This window comes from Echinicola salinicaeni, from assembly GCF_014280965.1.
Classification (GTDB): domain Bacteria; phylum Bacteroidota; class Bacteroidia; order Cytophagales; family Cyclobacteriaceae; genus Echinicola; species Echinicola salinicaeni.
The window spans coordinates 184,045-206,375 of sequence record NZ_JACODZ010000005.1; the positions used below are offsets into that span (position 1 = coordinate 184,045).

At 38.1% G+C, this 22,331-nt stretch carries 19 protein-coding genes; 11 read left to right on the forward strand and 8 right to left on the reverse strand.

Features of this window, described 5'->3' with window-relative positions; genetic code table 11:
- Positions 1 to 39: 39 nt before the first annotated feature.
- Positions 40 to 1,278: a S8 family peptidase gene (locus tag H7U17_RS10800; RefSeq protein ID WP_186756734.1), complete on the reverse strand. Its 1,239-nt coding sequence runs from the start codon at positions 1,276 to 1,278 to the stop codon at positions 40 to 42.
- A 356-nt stretch (positions 1,279 to 1,634) separates the two neighbouring features.
- Here H7U17_RS10800 and H7U17_RS10805 point away from each other — a divergent pair, with 356 nt between their 5' ends.
- The 3 genes from H7U17_RS10805 (at position 1,635) to H7U17_RS10815 (ending at position 7,510) form a co-directional block, all read left to right on the forward strand.
- Complete coding sequence (locus H7U17_RS10805) at positions 1,635 to 4,376, forward strand: outer membrane beta-barrel protein (protein WP_317172738.1); 2,742 nt, start codon at positions 1,635 to 1,637, stop codon at positions 4,374 to 4,376.
- Positions 4,377 to 4,564: 188 nt separating this feature from the next.
- On the forward strand, positions 4,565 to 6,877 hold the full coding sequence (locus tag H7U17_RS10810) for a TonB-dependent receptor (protein ID WP_186756736.1): 2,313 nt from the start codon (positions 4,565 to 4,567) through the stop codon (positions 6,875 to 6,877).
- A gap of 21 nt (positions 6,878 to 6,898) precedes the next feature.
- Positions 6,899 to 7,510, forward strand: a complete 612-nt coding sequence (locus H7U17_RS10815) for a hypothetical protein (RefSeq protein WP_186756737.1) — start codon at positions 6,899 to 6,901, stop codon at positions 7,508 to 7,510.
- 89 nt (positions 7,511 to 7,599) lie between these two features.
- On the opposite strand, the gene H7U17_RS10820 is transcribed toward H7U17_RS10815, so the two are convergent.
- Positions 7,600 to 8,073 carry a hypothetical protein gene (locus H7U17_RS10820; RefSeq protein WP_186756738.1) on the reverse strand — a complete coding sequence of 158 codons (474 nt, stop codon included), beginning with the start codon at positions 8,071 to 8,073 and terminating at the stop codon, positions 7,600 to 7,602.
- 268 nt (positions 8,074 to 8,341) lie between these two features.
- On the opposite strand from H7U17_RS10820, the gene H7U17_RS10825 reads away from it, so the two are divergent.
- Both H7U17_RS10825 and H7U17_RS10830 read left to right on the forward strand, forming a co-directional pair.
- On the forward strand, positions 8,342 to 9,508 hold the full coding sequence (locus tag H7U17_RS10825; protein WP_186756739.1) for a PQQ-dependent sugar dehydrogenase: 1,167 nt from the start codon (positions 8,342 to 8,344) through the stop codon (positions 9,506 to 9,508).
- Positions 9,509 to 9,514: 6 nt separating this feature from the next.
- Positions 9,515 to 9,946 (forward strand): c-type cytochrome, encoded by a 432-nt coding sequence (locus tag H7U17_RS10830; protein WP_186756740.1) that lies wholly within the window; start codon positions 9,515 to 9,517, stop codon positions 9,944 to 9,946.
- A gap of 74 nt (positions 9,947 to 10,020) precedes the next feature.
- Here H7U17_RS10830 and H7U17_RS10835 read toward each other — a convergent pair whose 3' ends face one another.
- The 6 genes from H7U17_RS10835 to H7U17_RS10860 form a co-directional block, all read right to left on the reverse strand.
- Positions 10,021 to 10,821: a PhzF family phenazine biosynthesis protein gene (locus H7U17_RS10835; RefSeq protein ID WP_186756741.1), complete on the reverse strand. Its 801-nt coding sequence runs from the start codon at positions 10,819 to 10,821 to the stop codon at positions 10,021 to 10,023.
- An 80-nt stretch (positions 10,822 to 10,901) separates the two neighbouring features.
- Entirely contained in the window at positions 10,902 to 12,353 is a 1,452-nt protein-coding gene (locus H7U17_RS10840) for a TrkH family potassium uptake protein (RefSeq protein ID WP_186756742.1), read from the reverse strand.
- A gap of 4 nt (positions 12,354 to 12,357) precedes the next feature.
- A complete protein-coding gene (trkA, locus tag H7U17_RS10845) occupies positions 12,358 to 13,704 on the reverse strand; it encodes a Trk system potassium transporter TrkA (RefSeq protein ID WP_186756743.1) in 1,347 nt (448 codons plus the stop codon).
- 152 nt (positions 13,705 to 13,856) lie between these two features.
- Positions 13,857 to 14,195 carry a n-acetylglutamate synthase gene (locus H7U17_RS10850; protein WP_186756744.1) on the reverse strand — a complete coding sequence of 113 codons (339 nt, stop codon included), beginning with the start codon at positions 14,193 to 14,195 and terminating at the stop codon, positions 13,857 to 13,859.
- Positions 14,196 to 14,439: 244 nt separating this feature from the next.
- Complete coding sequence (locus H7U17_RS10855) at positions 14,440 to 15,018, reverse strand: DUF4136 domain-containing protein (protein ID WP_186756745.1); 579 nt, start codon at positions 15,016 to 15,018, stop codon at positions 14,440 to 14,442.
- Positions 15,019 to 15,112: 94 nt separating this feature from the next.
- The gene (locus H7U17_RS10860) at positions 15,113 to 16,360 is read right to left on the reverse strand and encodes a DNA recombination protein RmuC (RefSeq protein ID WP_186756746.1); all 1,248 of its coding nucleotides are present in this window, start codon (positions 16,358 to 16,360) and stop codon (positions 15,113 to 15,115) included.
- 258 nt (positions 16,361 to 16,618) lie between these two features.
- Between H7U17_RS10860 and H7U17_RS10865 the strand changes: the two genes are divergently transcribed.
- The 6 genes from H7U17_RS10865 to H7U17_RS10890 all read left to right on the forward strand — a co-directional run bounded on the left by H7U17_RS10865 (position 16,619) and on the right by H7U17_RS10890 (position 22,081).
- Positions 16,619 to 17,842 (forward strand): Nramp family divalent metal transporter, encoded by a 1,224-nt coding sequence (locus H7U17_RS10865; RefSeq protein ID WP_230981370.1) that lies wholly within the window; start codon positions 16,619 to 16,621, stop codon positions 17,840 to 17,842.
- On the forward strand, positions 17,833 to 18,561 hold the full coding sequence (gene pxpA / locus H7U17_RS10870) for a 5-oxoprolinase subunit PxpA (RefSeq protein ID WP_186756747.1): 729 nt from the start codon (positions 17,833 to 17,835) through the stop codon (positions 18,559 to 18,561). The genes H7U17_RS10865 and pxpA overlap by 10 nt, the downstream gene beginning before the upstream one ends.
- Positions 18,558 to 19,271, forward strand: coding sequence for a 5-oxoprolinase subunit B family protein (locus H7U17_RS10875; RefSeq protein ID WP_186756748.1), 714 nt, complete (start codon positions 18,558 to 18,560; stop codon positions 19,269 to 19,271). Before pxpA ends, H7U17_RS10875 begins: the two co-directional genes overlap by 4 nt.
- Complete coding sequence (locus H7U17_RS10880; RefSeq protein ID WP_186756749.1) at positions 19,258 to 20,136, forward strand: 5-oxoprolinase subunit C family protein; 879 nt, start codon at positions 19,258 to 19,260, stop codon at positions 20,134 to 20,136. Before H7U17_RS10875 ends, H7U17_RS10880 begins: the two co-directional genes overlap by 14 nt.
- A 95-nt stretch (positions 20,137 to 20,231) precedes the next feature.
- Positions 20,232 to 21,101 carry a redoxin domain-containing protein gene (locus H7U17_RS10885; protein ID WP_186756750.1) on the forward strand — a complete coding sequence of 290 codons (870 nt, stop codon included), beginning with the start codon at positions 20,232 to 20,234 and terminating at the stop codon, positions 21,099 to 21,101.
- 47 nt (positions 21,102 to 21,148) lie between these two features.
- The gene (locus tag H7U17_RS10890; RefSeq protein ID WP_186756751.1) at positions 21,149 to 22,081 is read left to right on the forward strand and encodes a polysaccharide deacetylase family protein; all 933 of its coding nucleotides are present in this window, start codon (positions 21,149 to 21,151) and stop codon (positions 22,079 to 22,081) included.
- Positions 22,082 to 22,331: the final 250 nt, after the last annotated feature.

The window sequence follows — 22,331 nt, forward strand, 5'->3', positions numbered from 1 at the left end:
TCAATCAGGAGGCTAATATTTTTTTATCTAAAAGTCATCTTAGTGAGATGCAATTGGATCAGGGTCCCCATCAGGGTCGCCATTTACGGTCCCACTGCTTTGGATATTTCCCAGTAACAGGATTCCTGCTACATGCGGAGCTGCCATGGAAGTCCCACTAATCGTATTATACCCTCCATTTTTCCAAGTTGACTCAATGGATACACCTGGGGCACAGTAATCTACTGGAGGATTGGCAAAATTGGAAAAATAGGCAAAGTTATCATTTTTGTCCATGGCTGAAACAGTATAAATATTTGAACCATTTGCTCTTGCAGGAGAATGTCCATTGGCATTTTCACCTTCATTACCTGCTGCCAGACTGAATTTAATACCAGAAGCTGCCGCATCCTGTACCGCTTGGTCCAAAGCATTGGAAACAGGACCTCCCAAACTCATATTGGCCACATCTCCATTACTGCCATTTGCCTTAACAAAATCCACTCCAGCGATTACACCAGAATAAGAACCTGAACCTCTCGAATCCAAGACTTTCACAGGAACCACTGTTGCACCAGCAGCCACTCCTATCACACCAATATCATTATTGATCGCGGCAATTGTCCCTGCCACATGGGAACCATGTCCATTCCCATCATCTAAAGATTTGCCATCTTTTCCTGTATTAAAAGCATTAAATCCCTTGGAAGCATCCACATTCAAATCCGGATGATCCAAATCTATTCCGGTATCAATGACGTAGGCCACATTGCTTCCTGAATAGTCAAAAGCTCCTCCTACTCTATCAATTCCATAAGGAACAGTTTCTCCAGCAGGCTCGCTATCTCCTCCTCCACCGCCATTTCCGGGGCCTTTACCTGGAGGTGGGGCCAAAGCAATAACCCGGTCTTGCTCAATAAATTTAACCCGACTATCACTGCTTAGAAGATTGAGTTGCTGATCAGTTAATGCTACCGCAAATCCTTCTAGCGCAGCACTGAAGACCCTATCAATACTTTCAGGAGCCACTCGGAAATCCGATAGCATGGTCGCAACCTCCTTCCTCATTGCGGCTTGTATATCTTCATAATTACCTTTCCTTCTAAAGTTAATTTTATGGTCATTTAAAACCACAATATACTTTCCCGGTATCACTGTGCCATTAATATCAGCTGATTGATCTACTGGCGCAGAAACAGTACCCTCTTCCACTTCCTGACATGAAGTTAGAATGGTTCCCAGACAAACCGATAAAACCACAGCTGGTCTCATCATTACTTTTAATAAATACTTTCTCATCTTCTAACTTTTAAACAATTAATAATCAAAACAGTACAGAACAATTTAACTAAAATTAAACGGAAATCAACCTCATACAACCATTTGTAAAGGCCCAAAAATATAAAAACTAATAATCAACCGATTTAGCAAACATGGAAGATCATAAAAATCCTAAAAACTTTATTTGTCAAACGGTATGGTACCCAACCATAAAATACCCCGCTTAACTGAATTTGTTTCCACTCATAGAATATCATAAGTGTAGGGAAAACCTTTGTCTAATTTTGTAGTCTAATATAATACGCACGTAATATTCCTTTAACCATAAAAAACTGAACACCAGTAGTATGAACAAATTTTACCTAATTTTTTTAATGATAAATCTAACCTTGTGGGGAAATCTACGGGCGCAAGAAACCCTGAAGGGTAGAATCATTGACCAACAAAGTGAAGAAACTCTTCCTGGCGCTTATATATTTGTCAAGAATACCGAAAATGAAACATTAAGCAACACCTACTCTGATGAAAATGGGGATTTTCAAATAGCCAAACCAGCTATATCAACCTTCATTCTTGAAGTTAGTTTCATTGGTTTTGAAACCTTAAAAAAAACATACGCCAATTTTCAGGGCAATGATCTTGGAACCATTGTTTTAGGCCAAGATGCCACGCAGCTTCAAGAAGTTGAGGTCAAAGGCCAAATCATGACCGGTGAAGTAAAAGGTGACACCGTTTCTTTCAACGCCAATGCGTATAAAACGCGTTCACAAGCTAGTGCCGGTGAATTGATTCGCAAAATGCCCGGAGTCAATATGAGAGGGGGAACTATAGAAGTTCAGGGCGAAACCGTCGGCCGAGTTTTAGTAGATGGAGAACCTTTCTTTGGAGATGATCCTGCTATGGCCATGCAAAATCTGCCAGTTGAGGTAATTGACAAAATTGAGTTTTTGGACCAGAAAAGTGACCAAGCAAAACTTACTGGTTTTGATGATGGAGAAACCATAAAAACCATCAATATCATCACTAAAAAAGACCGAAGAGGCGGGAAGTTCGGACAACTCTTTGCTGGATATGGTACTGACGATAATTACCTAGCTGGAGGAGCCATACATTTTTTTGAAGGAGCACAAAGACTTTCTATCCTGGGTTTGAGTAATAATATCAACCAGCAGAATTTTTCCGCTGATGATCTTACCGGTGCTTTCGGATCTGGCAATAACCGTGGCTGGGGAAGAAGGGATAGTGATGACCTTACGGTCAGATCACTGCCTGGTATTACGAAGACCAATGCTGTCGGTACCAATTTCACAGATAAATTCGACAATGGAAAAGCAAAGATCTCTGGTAACTATTTCTTTAATGATAGTAAAAACACCTTAAATAGGACTTCCAGTCGTGAATACATATTGCCTAGTGATAGTCTCCAATTTTATAATGAGGAAAGGTTGGACAAAAACAACAGTCAAACGCATAGAATGACCTTTAAATTGGAATATGACATCTCAGATAAACATGCGGTTATTTGGAGACCTAGATTTTCATACCAAAAATCAGATGCAGTAAATAGTCTATTGGCAAGAAACCTCTATGACCAGTCCACTCCTATCAGTGAAACAGCCAACTTGACTACCTCTAATAGTGATGGACTAAGAATAGATAATGACTTAACCTATCGATATAAATTTAACAAACCGGGCAGGACAATTTCTACCACGATCGAATCCCGATATAGAAAAAACAATAGTGAATCCTTATTGATCTCTGCCAATAGGAATTACCAAAATGAAAACTTGGATAGCCTGATTCAGAGAACCAATAGCACTTCAAATTCCAATAGATTTGAAGGTGAGATAGTATATACAGAACCTATCGGGGAAAACTCTCAATTGAGGCTGGAATATGAATTAAGAGATGACAGCGGACTGAGTGATAGAGATGTAAGCAAAAGGGAAATGGAATCTTTTAATTTTGAAAAAGACAGTACTCTTAGTAATGAATTTGATAACGGCTATCGTCATCATGAGATGAACCTCGGCTATCAATATGCTGGTGAGGAATTAAGAATTTACTCTTCCTTTGTTTACCAAATAGCCGACCTTAACAGTGACCGACTTTTTCCAGGCTTCGAAAATACCCAAAGGAACTTCAAAAATTTCATCCCAAGGGTGTATGTCACCTATGAACCCAATAAGCAAACTAATATTAGGTTTGGTTATCGAACGGATACAGATGCCCCATCTGTAAACCAGTTACAGGATGTGATCAATAATAGCAACCCGCTTTCCATCTCTATGGGAAATCCAAATTTGGAACAAGAGTATGAACACAGGATCTTTACTAGGATAAGAAAAATCAACCTGGAAAACTCCAAATCATTCTTTATGTACTTTTCCGGCCGTGTGAGGAAAAACTATATGGGAACAAGCACCTTTATTGCAACACAAGATACACTTATTAACGATGAAGTATTATTGAGACAAGGCGGCCAACTAAGGAGACCAGTTAACCTTGATAATGCCTATGATGCAAGAACTAGCATTTCTTTTGGATTCCCATTGGGTTTTATGAAAAGTAACTTGAACCTGGATACAAGGTTCAGCTACTCTAATCAGCCGGGCTTAATTAATGAACAGCTCAATACCAACCACAACCTCGGCATGGGACAAGGCCTGTCCATTACTAGCAACTTTGGTGAAAAATTAGACTTTAACCTGGGAACTAGCGCAAATTATAATGTGGTAAGAAGTACCTTACAATCGGACCGAAACTCAAATTACTATTCTCAAAGCACCCGTTTGGACCTATATTGGAATTTCTGGAAAGGATTTTTTATCAGCACAAATGTAAACAACCAGCTTTATGCAGGCTTAGGTGATGAATTTGATCAGTCCATTTGGTTGATGAATGCGGACTTTGGTTATAGGTTCCCTCCTTCTGAAAATCTGGAATTAAAAATGACTGTTTTCGATTTATTGAACCAGAACACAAGTATTGAAAGAAATATCACTGATGTCTATATAGAAAATGTAAGGACAGATGTGCTCAAACAATTCTTTATGCTTACCTTAACTTATAACCTAAGAGCATTTGGCGGGAATCAACCGCAATATGATTGATCCATACTTCAGTAACTATATATTCAAAAACGTACAGTTTCAGTGAGCTGTACGTTTTTTTTATTTTCATATTCTGATTATTTCACCACTGCCCTGAACTTTTTCCCTCCAATTAAAAGTTTATTAATGAAACAAAGTTGCAATAAAACTATAAAAGCAACAATATTGCATTATATTTGCCATCAATAATGGACAAGTTAAAACTAAGCTCACTTTTATTCACCTTATTACTTTTGAGTTCAAATATATGGGCTCAGGAAAAATGCTACTTTATCCTAAGAGGAAAGGTATTAGACAGCGAAAGTAACGAAGCTGTGGCCAATGCCTATATATGGGTAAACGAGCTTAATAAAGGCACTTTATCAGACCAAAATGGAAATTTTAGGATTAACGACCTTTGTGAAGGACATTTCGAACTCAAAGTCGAATCCATGGGATATGAGGCCCAAATGCTCCCACTCAACGTCCATGACAATGTCAATCTCACTATTCGCTTGAATCAAAAGGAATATACGATTGATGGTATAGAAATCATCGGGCACAAGGATGCTGTAAATACCATGAATGCTGTAAATAACTTAGGAAAAGATTTGCTTGATGAAAACCGGGGTAAAAACTTGGGAGAAACCATTAAATCTTTATCTGGTGTGACCACCTATTCCACCGGTGCCAATATTGCAAAACCTGTTATTCATGGAATGCACAGTAATAGAATCATGATTCTAAATAACGGTATCAGACAAGAGGGCCAACAATGGGGTGGAGAGCATGCTCCTGAAATCGATCCTTTCATGGCAGAAGATATTTCAGTGGTAAAAGGTGCAGAATCAGTAAGGTTTGGTCCTGAAGCTATGGGTGGAGTAATCTTGGTCAGTCCTCCAAAACTACCAGTAAAATCAGGCCTAAAAGGCACGGTCAACCTAATAGGTAACACAAATGGACGCTCAGGGGCTGCAGCCTTAAGTTTAGAAGGTGGTAGTAAAAAGTGGCAAGGACTAGGCTATAGATTCCAAGCTTCAAGTCGTGCTGGGGGAAACATCAAATCCCCGAATTATTTTCAGGATAACACAGGCATGCGTGAACTCAATTTTTCAGGCGCCATAGGATATAACTCAAAAAGCATAGGTGTAGATCTATTTTACAGTAGGTTCTCCACTACAATTGGTATTTTGAGTGATTCTCACACTGGGAATTCATCAGATTTAAATGAGCTGATCGCCAATGGGCGACCATTTAGTAATCCCGACTTTACATATGACATCGTCAATCCTAGACAGGAAGTAGTTCACCATTTACTCAAAGCAAAAGGCCATTATCATTTAAAAAACGATGGGGTTTTCAATTTAGAATATGCCTTTCAGCAAAACAACAGACAGGAATTTGATAAAAGACGTGGAGCACTTAATGACAGGGCTGCACTGGACCTAGAATTATTCACCAATACCCTCAATCTTTCCTACGAGCATCCAAGTGCCAAATCTTGGAATGGCTCTATTGGCATCAATGTGCTCCAACAAGCCAATAATAATATTCCGGGAACAGGAGTAACTCCTCTTATTCCCAATTATGATTTGATCAATTTAGGGGCATTTGCCATTGAAAAATACACCAGTGGAAACTTGGAACTGGAAGCAGGTGCTCGCTATGACTTCAGGTATGTAGATGCTGCCAGATATAAAGATGGTGAATTGGAAGAAAGGGATTATACCTTTAAAAACTTTACAGCTTCTATTGGGGCAGCCTATAGTTTTAATAGTAACTGGTTGCTAACTTCCAATATTGGATCAGCTTGGAGACCTCCCAATATCAATGAGCAATTTAGTGAAGGTCTTCACCATGGAGCAGCTGCTGTGGAGATTGGGAATCCTGACTTTGTCAGTGAACAGGCCATCAAGTGGGTCAATACCCTGAACTTCAATAAGGGGAATTGGGATATTGAATGGACTGGATATTATCATAAAATCAACAACTATATCTATCTCAATCCCACAGGAGAGAAATATGTGTCTCTTCGAGGAACCTTCAATATTTATGAATACCTCCAAACCGATGCTGGACTTTGGGGAATGGACTTAAGCTCAGTTTACCAACACGACAGTGGGATCTCATGGTTTCTAAAAGGCTCCATGGTTCGGGCAAAGAATTTAATCGATAAAAACTATCTCCCCTTTATTCCAGCAGACAGGATTGAAACTGGGATTAGCTATGAATTACCTAAAATTAGTAGTCTAAGCAATAATAAACTGAGTCTAAGCAATCTTTCTGTTTTCCGTCAAAAAAGGGAGCCGGACTTTGACTTGGCGCCAGCACCATCTGGATATAATTTGTGGAATATTAGCCTCAGCAGTTTGTTGTTTGAAAAGGAAAAAACTAGTCTAAAAGCCAATTTATCTGTAGATAATCTCCTAAATAAAGAATACAAAGATTACATGGACAGATTCAGATACTTCAGTCACCAAATGGGCCGAAACATTTCCGTGAAATTAAAATATAAATTCTAATAAAATAAAACCACATTATTTATGAAAACTAAAACAAAGCTATTGTCCTTTACCTTTTTACTAGGACTAACGTTTACATTGGTATCCTGTGGCAAAGATGATCCCGTCCCTGAATTGGACCAGGAAGTAATTACTGATGTAACCCTTACATTCACTGAAGTAGATGAATCCGGAAACAATATTGGTACATCTATGGATTTCTTAGCATCAGCTGAAGGAGGCCTTTCCTTGGGTGGGACCATACAAATCGAAACGATCACTGGCTTAGAAAGTGGAAAGAGTTATCGCATGGAAATCACAGCCTATAACGGTATAGCCAACGAGGATATCACAGAAGAAATTGAAGAAGAAGGTGAAGAGCACCAATTCTACTTTTTAGGATCAGCATTTGTAGGCGCCAGCTCATTTATGGAGTATAGCTATGATGATACAGACATGAATGGCCAGCCAGTGGGACTAACTGGTATTGTTAATATTGATGATAATTCAACAAGTAACTCTGGTGAAATAAGAGTTGTTCTCAGACATGACTTGGACAAATCCTATGAAGGTGCAGACAATCCTCACTGGGAAGATTATGTGCAAGCTGGAGGGGAATCAGATCTTGACCTAACATTTAATGTGACTTTCTAAGCCAAAAAGTTAAGGCAACCAAGAAAATCGGCCGCGAATGCTATACTCGCGGCCGATTTTCTTTTATATCCATCTTTTTAAATAGATGATCATTCCTGCACTGCATTAGCCCCTACATTTCCGGCGACTAAAATAGTATTATAATCAGGCCCTTCTTCAGCTAAATGAACCTTTATATGTCCATCAAGTTCCTTTAAATCCTCATATGTATAGCCTTTTAAGATGGTCACACTCCTCAATGGTCTAATATCCACTGGATTTAATTTTTCCAACATAGGAACTTCCACATCACCATAAGTTCCCCTATGTAAGTGTGCGGGAAAGAAATAAGCCTTATTATCTGCTTCTCCCTCCAGAATCAGGGTAAGCTGTAAACCGCTCCCATCTGTATATTCCTTAAATATTGCCTTACCAGTATATCCATATTCCGTACTGATAGTATTGAGATCATATTCCAACACATTATCTGTATAAATGGACTCCGTTAATTGGCTACAACCCGTAAAAACTACCCATAGGGATAGCATCATTGCGAAAACAATTCTATTAATAACTCTATTCATATTGCTAATTTTCCGGTCAGATAATAATTAGTCTATATTAAATATACAATATGGATATTTCTGATTCATGTTAAAACTAAAATTATTATATCCATTTTAAGTAAATTAAAATCTTGGCCTGATTAACCATTCAATTGACTTGGTTATTGCTTATATTTAGCATCAAATTTGCTAAAACCATTAAGGAACTGTAAAATATAATTTTACAATTTCTTTCAGGAAGAAAATCAAATTCACAAAACCTATTATAATAATAAGCCTATTTATTATGAAATTTAAAACCAGCATGCATTTAAAATGCGCTTTAACATTATTCTCGTTTAGTTTAATAGCGGGCAGCTCCTGCGCACAGGAAAAAGATAACAGACCAGGAATCAGCGTGAATACACCCAAAGTAGCTGAAGATCCAAAAAATTATACAGTAGAAACAATAGTTGAAGGATTTGATGATCCATGGGGAATGGACTTCTTGCCGGATGGAAGCATCTTGGTCTCTGAAAAGGCGGGGACTCTTTTCCTAGTGAAAGACGGTGAAAAAACAGAAGTAAAAAATGCTCCTGAGGTATCTTCAAGAGGCCAGGGAGGACTATTGGACATTATCCTACATCCTGATTTCGAAAATAACAACTGGGTATACTTCACCGCTGCTTCATCGGAAGGAGAAGAAGAAGGTGCCAATACGGCCGTGATAAGAGCAAAATTCAATGGCACCGAACTTTCTGACCATGAAACTATCTACAAAGCTGGCCCTAATACCAGAAAAGGACAACATTTTGGATCCAGACTCGCTTTCGATGATCAGGGATACCTTTATTTTTCCGCTGGAGATAGAGGAGACAGGGACAATAACCCGCAAGATATTTCCAGGGACAACGGAAAAATTTACCGACTTCATGACGATGGTAGCATTCCAAAAGACAATCCATTCGTAAATGAACCCGATGCAAAAAAAGCTATTTATTCCTATGGGCATAGAAACCCACAAGGGATGCTTTTCCACCCAAAATATAAGGAAATATGGGTGAATGAACATGGCCCACAAGGCGGTGATGAAATCAATATTGTAAAAAAAGGAGGTAACTTCGGTTGGCCATTGGTAAGTTATGGCATCAACTATGACGATTCCATGCTTACTGAAGACACTAGCAAAGAAGGAATGGAGCAACCTATTTACTATTGGGTTCCTTCCATTGCCCCATCAGGTTTCGCGATAGTGCCAGAAGAAACTTACCCTGACTGGGCTGGAAGTGTCTTAGTAGGATCCTTAAAATTCCAATACCTCGAATTATTGGAAATGGAAGGTAAAAAAGTAGTCAGCAGAACCAAGTTATTAGATGGATTGGGTAGGCTAAGAAATGTAAAAATAGGCCCTGATAACCATATTTATGCTGCTATTGGCGGAAAGGGTATTGTTAAAATCATTCCAAACAAATAAGCGTTTATGATTAAAATATCGATAATCACCACTGTAATAGGAACATACTTAGGTTGGACAGCATTTACTTTTGGTGATCAAGACGACGCGCTTAAGGCAAGCATAAAAAGAGGTCAGGAAGTCTACAAAGATTATTGTATCACTTGTCATATGGCTGATGGTAAAGGAGTGCCAGGCACCTTCCCTCCTTTGGCTAATTCTGACTTTTTGTTAAAAAACCGTGAACAGAGCATTCGAGCAGTAAAGTTTGGAATGAATGGAGAAATCACTGTCAACAAAAAGACCTATAATAATACCATGGCCAACTTGGGATTATACGATGATGAGGTAGCTGATGTAATGAATTATATCCTCAATAATTGGGGGAATGAATCAAAAAAGATGGTTTCTGAAAAAGAAGTAAAATCCATTGAAAAGGAAGAAAAAGCAGCTAAATGATCTAGTTGTAAAATCAGATAAAAGGGGGCATTAGATTGCCCCTTTTCCATATCAAAATCTAGCTAATTATTTTTTCAGATGCTGATTTTACCTTTTTCCTCCATCACATACTCACCACATAACTTTACTACACCGGCTTTCAATTCTCCTAAAAACGTCCCCCCTCTAGGACTAAGTTGAATAGCTCTAAAATGTTCTTTCTTCAATCGTTCTGCCCAAAAAGGCACCAACATGGCATGTGAGGAACCTGTAGCACTGTCCTCCAAAACCGTTGTATGCGGAACGATGGTCCTACTTACAAAATCCACTTCATCACCTTTTGCAGTAACTGCGTAACCAAAGATTTCACTTTCCCTCAGTTGTTCAAAATCTGGATTCATCTGTTTGACGTTTTGCTCAGAATCCGTAAGAATAATATGCTTATTGGCCGTCTTGTACATCTCCAATACGGGAACTCCTAAGCCGTTTAAAATTGCTTCGGGAACACTTTCTAATTTCTCCTGAACCGGAATGGCATTTATGGAAATACTGATGGTTTGATCTTCATTGACATGTCCTGCCACGATCCCTTCCGCATAATGCAACTTAAAAGGTCCATTTTGACCAGTCTTTTGATTTAGAAAGGCTGCTGCGGCTGCAGTACCATGACCACACAAGCCTATCTCAGCACTTGGTGCAAACCACCTAATCTTATATTCCCCCTTCTTAGGGATTTCCCAAAGGAAAGTAGTCGCTGGCTGGTCCAAACTCGTCGCGATCCTTTGTAAATCAATATCCGAAAGATCCTGGTCCAAAAAAATTACTGCGGAAGGATTCCCCTTAAAGCCTCTTTTTTGATCTGTGAAAACCGATATTATTTGATATTGAATACCCATGGTCTACAATTCTTTTTGAAAAACAATTACTCAATCTAAATCAACTGAAGTACTCCCACCATCTACACGAAACTAAAGCTCTAATTAGTTCGCCAGAAATATGGTGTAAATAAAATTAATATAGTATAAAGCTCTAACCTACCCAAAAGCATGATAAAGGACAAGAACAATTTAGCTACAGGGTCAAAAAAAGCAAAATTATTTAAGGGCCCAACATCACCTATTGCAGGCCCCACATTTCCCAAACAAGTGGCTATGGCCCCAAAACTGGTCAACATATCATAACCCAAAACTGAAAGTGCTACACTTCCTAGAACAAAAACCATTAGATATATCAATAAAAAGTTCATGATATGAGTAATGATCTTCCCTGTAACCCTATCTCCATTTATTTTTAAAGGTACTACCGCCCTTGGGTGTACAATGCGCTTAAATTCCAAAAGGGTATTTTTAAAGAACGTCAAATGTCGGATAAACTTAATCCCTCCTGCTGTAGACCCTGCACAACCTCCAATAAACAAAATCAAAAAGAATAAAATGGTCAGCCCATGGCCATAACTGGTATAATCAGCAGTAACATACCCTGTAGTGGTCAGTAAAGATGAAACCTGGAAAGCGGTATCCCTAAATGCTTTCTCTGGTCCTTCACCAGAAAAAAGATAAACAGGGATGGTTAAAGCAGCTATAATTAACGCCACCACCAAAACATAAGCTTTGAATTCATCGCTTTTCCAAACCTTATCAAACTTACCCATCAACCCAAAGTAAATTATCGTAAAGTTGGTACCAGCAAGCAACATGAAAATTATTGCCACATATTGGATAAAGGAAGATTCATAAAAGGCCATACTGGCATTCTTAGTGGAAAACCCACCAGTAGCCAAAGTAGTCAAAGCATGATTTATGGCATCGTAAAAGGTCATGCCACCTAAATAATACAGTACTGTACATAGGATGGTGAGCCCAACATAAACATACCATAACCTCTTCGCAGTTTCCCTGATTCTAGGATGCAGTTTATCTGATGTGGGGCCTGGAGATTCCGCCACAAACAGCTCAATTCCCCCAATCCCCAATAGTGGAAATATGGCCACAGTCAGCACAATAATTCCCAAACCACCTATCCACTGGGTCATACTTCGCCAAAACAAAATCCCCTTAGGCAGGGCCTCTATATCATTTAAAATAGACGCCCCTGTTGTGGTCAAGCCTGAAACAGTCTCAAATATGGCATCAGGAATATTAGGGATTGTCCCACTTACCAAATAGGGAAGCATCCCGAATAAAGACATAAAAACCCAACTTAGGCCTACTATCAAATAGCCTTCTCGCTTACGAATATTCTGATCTTGTTTGGAAAAAGAGAAAAAGAAAATAGCCCCCATGGCCATGGAGACAAAAGCCGAATAAATCAGGGGCATCTGGTCCCCACTTTTAAAATAATAACTAAAGCCAATCCCAGGGAGCATCAATAAGCCCAACAGCATTAATAAGCCTCCCATGATTTTTCCAATAGCCTTATAATGGATCATCGTATCAGTTAAATAATTTTTCCAAACTGGATTTGGCAGATGGCAATGCTAAAACAATGGCTTTATCATTCATTTGAAGTTGAAAATCTCCATCCGGTATAAAAACTTCCTCCCCTCTGATTACACCTGCTACGATAGCCGTTTCAGGAAAATGTAATTCACGAAGTTGCTTTTTAGTTAATCGGTTATTTTTTGAGATCACATATTGTATAAATTCGGCGTCTACTCCATAAATACCCGAAATAGCCTCCACTTTGCCTTTCCTCAGGTACCTGGTAATCTGGTTAGCTGCCACCAACTTTTTATTGATAAGAGAGTCTACCCCGATACTATGTGAAATATGGATATATTCTCGGGTATCCACATGAGCGATAGTTTTGTATACCCCGTGGTTTTTGGCACTCAAACTAGTAATAATATTAGTCTCGGAACTTTCTGTCAAGGCTAAAAAGGCCTGCATTTCCTCCAGCCCCTCTTCTATCAGCAATTCTATATTCTTATAATCCCCATGAATGACCAAAGAAGTATCCAACCTTTCTGACAACCATTTGCAGCGCTCTTTATCTTTATGGATCAAGGTCACCCTATATTCTGGCTCCAACTTAAGTGCTGAAGTAAAAGCTAGGTCATCCCCACCAATAATCATCACATTTTTTATACTAATTTCTCTCTGGTCCATCAATTGGATAATGGAGTCATTCGCTTTTTTATTGGAGATAAAATAAACATGGTCATTATTCCTCAATACTGTAGTTCCTTTTGGAATAATGGTCATCTGATCCCTGACAATGGCAATGATCCTAATATCCTCAAAAATCGGCATAGCCCGGGTCTCGGATAATTTTTTATTGACCAAAGCGGAATATTGGTTCAAAATGATTCCCACCACATTCAGTTTTCCTTCCTCAAAATCAAAAATATCAGAGAAAGTCGAATTCTTAATCATGCGGTGGATTTCCCCACTACACAGCATAGTAGGAGAAATAATATTATCAATGCCTAGATTATGAAAATAAGCTACGTTTTCCTCTAATAGGTAATCATGATTTCTTACCCTGGCAATGACCCGCTTTGCCCCAAGCTGCTTGGCCAACATAGCTGTAACTATATTGGTTTTCTCGGAGGTCGTTACCGCCATAACCATATGAGCCTCTTTGACATTCGCGTTTTGCAAAACATCAATGGAAGCAGAATCCCCCATCACTGTCAGCACATCCAGTCTGGAAGCAACATTCTCCAGTATATCCTTATCGGTATCAATTAAGGTAATGTCTTTATTTTCATAGCTCAAAGACTCAGCGAGATGGAATCCCATATCACCAGCTCCAGCGATCACAATATTCATGGCCATGGGCGTAAATATAAGGTGTTTTAACCTGCAAAGACAAAATTGCAAATTAATTTTTAGTTGAAAAACCAGCCTTCAAAACTCAGCTAGCCCAACTCAACACAATTAGTCCGCTGACTTATAAGGAATAAAACACACTGAATCACATTCTAAAGTTACTCTTCTACGATCATTGATGTCCCTTTTGATAAATCTCCAGAAGTCCACTCCCATGATTCATGAAGCCTTAATTTCCCATTCCCCATCATTTCAGGAGTGGAAATACACTTTCCCGTCATTAATTCTCCTGCTTGGTTTATATGATGGTAACGCATATTAATCACCCCGTTTTGATCTACTTTCCCGATCAAATGCCCCTTGACAATTTCACCTCCTGAATAACGTGCTGTTAGGATTTCTCCCTCTTGAGAATAATGAAAAACTGTCTCTGAAGAAACTTCCCCGTTATCGCTATTGCTAATTGACCTAAAGGTCCTATTATCATAATTAAACATTACTGCTTTGGTTTAGAAAAACTATTAAGAATCAGATATAGTCCTGCCTGACATATTTAACATCAATCACTGACAAAAATAGCTCATACAGATTATTTGGTTGGTCATTATTCCTTTACAAATGGAATTTTACTGGATTTATATGTATCACTTTTTATATATCCTTTTAATTAACATGGGTATAAAATTAAAAAAAGTCACTTATAAAACTATCAAGTGACTCTTTGCGCTCATCCAGTTTATATCAGCTATCACTGGACATATACTTAGAAAACTCATATAGAATTTTGTCCACTGACACTCCTATATTTTTGGTCTTTTGCTTGATATTATTGACCTCTCCTACTGCACTGATCCTTAAAATAATTTCATCTGCTTTGGGATCAATAAAATCAATCAGTACTTCACCCAAATTATACTTCTCTATTTCTGTTTGACTTGGCCAATAGGGGTATCCCATTCTATAGGGGTATCGGTACATCGGAGAATACATTCCGTAAGGATACAAACCATCGTAGTTATTGCTGCGCACTTCTTTTTCCCTATCACTTAAAAGCGTATTATACCTCAAAATCAAATCAGGATGCTCACTATCTTGCACAAAGCCCCTCTCCTCCATTCCTTCCACCAAATCATCAATTAAATTCCCATTCAAAGTAGGTGAATTCCAAGCATCTTTACCTTCATACTGATTAATTATAGCAAAGGTTTTATAGGATCTATCCTCTTTTACGTCATTTTTTTCCAAGTAAACCTTGACCGGATTACAGGCTAATGTCAAAGCCCCTATAAGAAAAATGCTAATTCCAATTCTCAATTTCATACTAAATGCCATTTATTTAAAAAACGACAGAAATGACCTAAAGTTGTATGTTTAAGTTGCATTAATATAAATTTCTGTACTACCACGCGATCCTTTATTTATCTAAATATTTCCCTTCTTCGGACTCTGGTAATTCCTCCACATCTCTTAACTTTCTTTGAATCACCCTTGTCCTGGTCCCCACTAAAGTATCCAATTCATGGTTGGCCTCATTAAGTTTTTTCTGGGCCTTTTCTATCAAATTACCAAATTTACCAAACTCTGTTTTCACGGCACCCAACACTTTCCAAACCTCGCTGCTACGCTTTTGTATAGCCAATGTCTTGAAGCCCATTTGTAAACTATTCAGCATCGCCGCCAAGGTAGTGGGGCCAGTGACCACTACTTTATATTCTTTTTGTAATTGCTGTGATAAAACCCCATCCCTGATGACCTCAGCATACAAGCTCTCCATAGGTAAAAACATCACAGCAAAATCAGTAGTATTGGGCGGATTAATATATTTCTGACTGATATCCTGAGCTGATTTTTTCACAGCCCGCATAAGCTCCTGCTTACAAGCATCCACTAAGCCCTTATCTCCAATGTCGTAAGCTTCCAATAATCTATGATAGGCTTCTTGAGGAAACTTTGCGTCAATAGGAAGGAATACCGGTTCATCACTATTGGCACCAGGTAATCTCACCGCAAACTCTACCCTTTCTGACGAACCCTTTTTCATTACCGCATTACTTACATATTGATCAGGGGCTAGTATATTTTCCAAAATGCTCTGTAATTGATATTCACCAAGAACCCCCCTACTCTTTACATTGGTCAATACTCTCTTGAGATCTCCAACGCCAGTTGCCAGGTTTTGCATCTCACCTAGACCTTTCTGTACTGCTTGGAGCTGTTTGCTGACTATCTCAAAGGACTGCCCCAATCTAGTTTCCAAGGTTTTTTGTAATTTTTCATCCACTGTCTCCCGCATTTTCTCCAACCTGGATTCAGTGGACAAAAGCATTTTTTCCTGCCTTCTCTCCAGTTCACTAAATTTTTCTCGCTGTAATTCATTGAACTCCCGCACATTTTCCCTAAAAAGTTTACCAAAGTCCCTTAAAGTCTCATTTTGGTCTTTTGAATTCTCCCTTAATGTATCAAAAACATGTTTAAATTGCTGATTGATGTTCTGACCAATCTCCTGACGGTTTTCTGCCATTTGCCGCTCCAAACTCAATCTTACGCCAGCTAACTTTTCCTCTATAAATTTCTTCTCATTGGCCAAGCTAAATTGCTTGATAAGCAAAATCAAAGTAATCACAATATTCAAAGCCAAAAGGCCCAAAAGCATCATTTCCATTTATTCCGACCGATTTTTACCAGCAAATTAAACCTATACTTTGAATTAGTCTATACTCAACTTTATAATAATGGGACAATTCATGTCGTTCCATTAATCATAAAAACTTTTACAAAACAAAAATTTCTCCCCTTTACCTAAAATAACTTGAAATCACTCAATTTGGCGATAAAGACTAAATAAGCACATTAGTTTTACTTATCCCGACGGAATCAATTATTTTAGATTTTCTCTTTTCTTACACAAATCGATTATTTCTTGAGAAGAACTATACAAAAATTCATGGGGCCAGGAACTTTGGTGATGGCTGCATTTATAGGGCCTGGTACAGTTACCGTATGTACCCTTGCTGGAGTAAATTTTGGTTACAATCTGATCTGGGCGCTCATATTGTCTATTATTGCCACCATCCTACTTCAGGAAATGTCTGCCAGGATTGGGCTTATCCACCAAAAAGGCCTACCAGAAATAATAAGGCAAGAATTCAAGCACAGTTGGATCAAAGTACCTTCTCTTATCTTCATAATATTGGCCATTGTCATGGGCAATGCAGCCTATGAAGCGGGCAATATTAGTGGGGCAACATTAGGCTTGGGAGTTTTTGAAAAGCTTCCATTATTCAGTTCATTTTCTCCATACCCATTGATAGTCGGATTCTTGGCTTGGTGTTTACTTATGAGTGGCAGTTATAGAAAGGTAGAAACTTTCATGGTGTTTATTGTACTTATAATGAGTATAGTATTTTTGCTGACAGCAATCATGAGTTCCCCCCAACTGGACCTACTCATTGCAGGATTGGTCCCAAGAATAAATAGCAATAATGTTATAACGATCGGAGCTTTGATCGGAACTACGGTAGTACCTTATAATCTATTCTTACATGCTGCCTTGGTCACAAAAAAATGGACAGGAAGTAAGGATTTAAAATATGTTCAAATTGACACGGTAATTTCAGTCTGTTTGGGAGGTCTGGTCTCAATTGCAATTTTAATTACAGGTTCCTTGGGCAGTGCAGAGAAAATTGATTCTGTTTTGGACTTAGCAAAAAGCCTAGAACCACTTTTGGGCAAAGCCGCCCCTTATTTTTTGGGCATTGGCCTTTTTGCCGCTGGCATCACCTCTTCCATTACCGCTCCTTTAGCGGGCGCATTGGTCATCTGTGGGTGTTTCGGTTGGAATAATGCCCTTAACTCTAACCCCATGAGGTGGACCTTTAGCTTAATTATTCTTTTAGGTGTAATTTTTGCTTCATTAGGTATTAAACCGGTAGAATTAATCACTATAGCTCAGCTGACAAATGGTATATTATTACCAGTTTTAAGTACCTTTATTCTATGGGTTGTCAATAACCGTAAGTTAATGAATAAGTACAAAAACGGGGTCGTTTTAAATATTTTAGGCTTTGGGATTTGGATCATTACCTGGGTTTTAGGAATTAAAAGTATCATGAGTGTTTTAGAAAAATGGCAATTATGGGGATAGATATCAACAGCGACCTGGGAGAAGGCTCAAGTGCTGATGCGGCTATAATGCAATTTATCAGCAGTTGTAATATTGCCTGCGGGGGGCATGCCGGTAATGAAAATAGCATGATTAAAACGATTAAATATGCTATGCAACACCAAGTAAGCATTGGTGCCCACCCCTCCTATCCAGACCCGGAAAATTTTGGACGCGAAGTGATGGACATTTCTATTGAAGAATTAGAGATGAGTATACTCGACCAAATTTTCACCTTTAAAGACTTGCTCACCGACCAAAATGGCCAACTTCACCATATTAAAGCCCATGGTGCATTATACAATGAATCGGCCACAAATGAGCCAATAGCCCATTTATTGGTCAAAATAATGAAAAAGCATTTCCCCGGAATTTTACTTTATGTTCCTTATAACTCCGTCATTGCAGAACTCGCCCAAAAAGAAGGGATACCAGTTTGGTATGAAATATTTGCAGACCGTAACTATGAAGATAATTTAAAATTGGTAAGCCGAAAAAAGCCCAATGCCGTATTACATGATACACATGAAGTCTTGAAACACTTAGAGCTTATGATTCGCAAAGAAAAAGTTAAAACCATTTCTGGAAATATCCTTCCAATAAAAGCACATACAGTTTGCGTTCATGGAGATAATGAAACTGCCTTGAACCTTGCCAAAGCGATAAATCAATTGGTAAAATCCCAAAGCAATATTAGATGACTTATAAGCTGAGTTATAAACATATTTCCCCCAATATTCTTGAGATATGCTGGCCACAAGAAATCAGTAAGGATATCTTATTGCAAATGATGACTTATAAAAAGAAAATCATTTCGATTTGGTATGAAGAATTATGGGATGCTCATTTAGGTTATCATTGTTTGAGCTTAAATTTTAAGGAGCCATTTTCCTTGGATGAAGTGATTGGACAAATAGAAGAATTTTCCCAAGAAAAAGAAACGCACTCAATACTTCACAGAAAGCGTTGGCAAATCCCAGTACTTTACCAAGGCAAGGACTTATCGAGAGTAGCCAAAATCACCAAACTCAGTGTAAACAACATTATTGAAGAACACCAAAAGCCATCTTACCTCTTACACTTTTTTGGTTTTATGCCTGGGTTCATGTACTTGGGGGGACTTTCGGAAAAGCTTTACGCTCCCAGAAAAGACCAACCTGATCCTAAAATCCAAAAGGGCTCTGTAGCCATTGGTGGGCAACAAACAGGAATATACCCCATGGATAGCCCTGGGGGATGGAATATTATTGGTTTAACACCGCTACAAGTATTTAACCTAAAAGAACAACCTCCAATTTCCGCCCAGCCTGGTGATGAAATCAAATTTTATAGTATTGATAAAAAAGAGTTCGAGGCGATCTCAAGATCCATTATCAATCAAAATTACACTTTAGAATATGAGACTATCTGAAGCCCATGTAGAGGTCATCAAACCTGGATTCTACAGCTCCATTCAAGATTTGGGGAGATTTGGACAGGGACATTGGGGAATCCCCTCTGCTGGAGCCATGGACAGGCAATCATATGAACTCGCCAATCATCTATTAAGAAATCATGAAAACAGTGCCTGCCTAGAAATGACCATGATAGGAGGCGAATTCATCTTTTGGGCTAAAACCCAAATCGTTTTGACTGGAGCTCAAGCCAAAATCAGCCTGAATCAGAAACCACAGGAAATCAATAATGTTATACACATTAACAGTGGAGACCGCTTAAAAATCGGACCTTTTAGCAAGGGATGTAGAATGTATTTAGCCATTAAAGGCGGCTTTCAAACATCTATAACACTTCAAAGTAGAAGTTGGTATAAGGGTATTTCCCCCCATCATCTTCTTAAAGCTGGCAGTATTTTGCCATTTAACGCTCCAATAGTAGACCTACCCTCATTAAATGCAAAGGTTTCAGTTGACCATTATTTATTAGAAAACCAACAAATTGAAGTCTACGCCGGACCAGAATCCGATCAGCTACCTAATGATATATTTGATCAGCTATTTGATAGGGAATTTCATCTTTCTCCTATGATGAATCGAATGGGAATACAGATACAAGAAAAATTGGAAAACCAATTAAATGAAATCTTAACTACACCAGTATATCCAGGCACCGTACAATTAAGCCCCGGAGGTAAAATAATGATTTTAATGCGGGACGCACAGGTTACAGGTGGCTACCCCAGAATTCTCCAGCTCAATCAATCTGCGATTAATATTTTGGCACAAAAAAAGCAAGGAGACAAAATCCAATTCAAATTGATAAGGTCAGATGATCTGTGAAATAAAAGTTAACATATTTTCACTCCATATATTCAAAAATCTCCAAAGCTTCTTTAGATTTACTCCGCTCAACAATCATTTGAATCAAGTACCTAATGAAAATAAAAAAAACAATATTCGGCCTACTATTAAGTATAGCCATTCTACTTACTACTTACTTTATCTGTGATTTTATTTTAGACCTATCGAAGGATTATAGCCTTTGGGGATTTGGAGCCTTACTTGGTTTTATACTGTTACTTATCACCATACATTTTTATTACAGCAAAGGAAAAAAATTTCTTCCTACAAAATTCATTATGTTCTTAGCTGTATTTGCAGTAGTATTTTTCATTTTTATGAGCGCGCCGAGTGTGCGCTTTGCCACTAAAGTACTACCCTCCTATATCTCTTTCCTATTGGGCGTGCTGGCAGGAGCTATTTACTCTGACCGTGAAATTCAAAAAAGACATCTCTATACTAGCCTGTTATTTCTATTTCCATTTTTCCTGAACCTGAACTTTTATAGTTCTTGGGTGCATTTTATAGAATTTGGTAATATTTCAGGAAAAGTCGACGAAAAAATCCATGTTCCCTTTGAAGTTCAAGACATTAACGACAACAGCTTACAAAATAAAGATTTTGAAGGAAAAATCGTCGTATTCGATTTTTGGTTTATCAGCTGTGGACCGTGCTGGGTAAAATTCCCAGATCTTCAAAAATTGCACGAAAAATATAAAGACAGCCCACAAGTTGAAATCTACGCAGTCAACAGGCCTATGCCAAAAGACAAACCCAATCAATTATTTAATTCCATCGAAGAAAAAGGTTATACTTTTCCTGTTCTAAGGGGAACTCAAAAAGTAATGGATGATTTCGATATTTATGTATATCCCACCATAGTGGTTTTGGACCAAGAAGGCAATATTGCCTATATGGGCAAAATAGAAGGAGTGGAAGAAGTGATTCAAAAACTTAGCAATTAACTCATATTGAAAAAAAACTAGCTTAGACCATCTAACAATTTTTAATTATGAAATCCATAGCCATTTCTTTAGTAGTTTTATTTATTACAATCCAATCGATGGCGCAAGAAAAGAAAATTTGCATTACAGTAGACGACCTTCCTACTGTAAGTTATGGAATAAATGATATTGAATTTCAACGTCAAATCACAGAATCCCTTGTCAATGCTTTCAGCAGGGAAAACATTTCAGCAATAGGCTATGTGAACGAAAGCAAACTCTACAAAGATGAAAAATTAGATTCCACCAAGCTGCAGCTCCTAGAATTTTGGTTATCCAAGGGCATGCAACTTGGTAATCATACCTATTCCCACCCCAATTATCATCAAGTAGGCTATGAAGCTTTTACTGAAGACATTATCAAAGGAGAACAAATTCTAAGAAATCTTCTTCCAAAGTATAACCAAGAATTAAGGTTTTTCCGCCATCCCTATTTGCGTAGTGGAGACACCAAAGAATTAAATGATCAATTAAGCGAATTCCTAATCAATCATAACTATATAGCTGCCCCTGTCACAGTTGACAATGATGATTATCTATTTGCTTACGCTTATTCAACAGCCTATAAAAATGGAGATACAGCATTAATGAAAAAGATAGGTAAAGCATATATTGATTATATGGAAAGCAAGGTACTTTATTTTGAAAAATCTGCCCAAAAATTATTCAATAGGAATATAAATCAAATTTTACTTTGCCATGCTAGCCTATTGAATGCTGATTATATGGAAGCATTGATCAGAAGAATCAAAAGCCTCGGATATCAATTTATTTCTCAAGAGGAAGCTTTGACGGATCCTGTCTATAATACTGCCATTACCAAGTTTGGAGATTGGGGAATTTCATGGCTTGACAGATGGGCGATTAGCATGGGAAAGAAAGGCGACTTCTTCAAAGAAGATCCTATTACTCCTGATTTCATCAAAGCCCTCAACCAATAAATAGTTTAAAAATGAAGCGGATATTGACATAAAATGAAAGATTGACAAAAAGTTGCCTTTTTCTTATACAATTTAAAGTTGATGATTAACTATTTCTGATCATTTATATACAAAACCCTACCACACTTCTCATTCTTCAATCTTAACCTTACAAATAAGCATAATATTTCTTAACTTAATTATGTAAAACATTGAATAAAAGACAATTAACAACAATCAAAAGATAAGACATCAAATAATGTAATTAGTG

Coding starts and splice junctions, on each gene's coding strand:
- H7U17_RS10800 (WP_186756734.1), bottom strand. CDS start 1,278: ATGAGAAAGTATTTATTAAAAGTAATGATGAGACCAGCTGTGGTTTTA.
- H7U17_RS10805 (WP_317172738.1), top strand. CDS start 1,635: ATGATAAATCTAACCTTGTGGGGAAATCTACGGGCGCAAGAAACCCTG.
- H7U17_RS10810 (WP_186756736.1), top strand. CDS start 4,565: ATGGACAAGTTAAAACTAAGCTCACTTTTATTCACCTTATTACTTTTG.
- H7U17_RS10815 (WP_186756737.1), top strand. CDS start 6,899: ATGAAAACTAAAACAAAGCTATTGTCCTTTACCTTTTTACTAGGACTA.
- H7U17_RS10820 (WP_186756738.1), bottom strand. CDS start 8,073: ATGAATAGAGTTATTAATAGAATTGTTTTCGCAATGATGCTATCCCTA.
- H7U17_RS10825 (WP_186756739.1), top strand. CDS start 8,342: ATGAAATTTAAAACCAGCATGCATTTAAAATGCGCTTTAACATTATTC.
- H7U17_RS10830 (WP_186756740.1), top strand. CDS start 9,515: ATGATTAAAATATCGATAATCACCACTGTAATAGGAACATACTTAGGT.
- H7U17_RS10835 (WP_186756741.1), bottom strand. CDS start 10,821: ATGGGTATTCAATATCAAATAATATCGGTTTTCACAGATCAAAAAAGA.
- H7U17_RS10840 (WP_186756742.1), bottom strand. CDS start 12,353: ATGATCCATTATAAGGCTATTGGAAAAATCATGGGAGGCTTATTAATG.
- trkA (WP_186756743.1), bottom strand. CDS start 13,704: ATGGCCATGAATATTGTGATCGCTGGAGCTGGTGATATGGGATTCCAT.
- H7U17_RS10850 (WP_186756744.1), bottom strand. CDS start 14,195: ATGTTTAATTATGATAATAGGACCTTTAGGTCAATTAGCAATAGCGAT.
- H7U17_RS10855 (WP_186756745.1), bottom strand. CDS start 15,018: ATGAAATTGAGAATTGGAATTAGCATTTTTCTTATAGGGGCTTTGACA.
- H7U17_RS10860 (WP_186756746.1), bottom strand. CDS start 16,360: ATGGAAATGATGCTTTTGGGCCTTTTGGCTTTGAATATTGTGATTACT.
- pxpA (WP_186756747.1), top strand. CDS start 17,833: ATGGGGATAGATATCAACAGCGACCTGGGAGAAGGCTCAAGTGCTGAT.
- H7U17_RS10875 (WP_186756748.1), top strand. CDS start 18,558: ATGACTTATAAGCTGAGTTATAAACATATTTCCCCCAATATTCTTGAG.
- H7U17_RS10880 (WP_186756749.1), top strand. CDS start 19,258: ATGAGACTATCTGAAGCCCATGTAGAGGTCATCAAACCTGGATTCTAC.
- H7U17_RS10885 (WP_186756750.1), top strand. CDS start 20,232: ATGAAAATAAAAAAAACAATATTCGGCCTACTATTAAGTATAGCCATT.
- H7U17_RS10890 (WP_186756751.1), top strand. CDS start 21,149: ATGAAATCCATAGCCATTTCTTTAGTAGTTTTATTTATTACAATCCAA.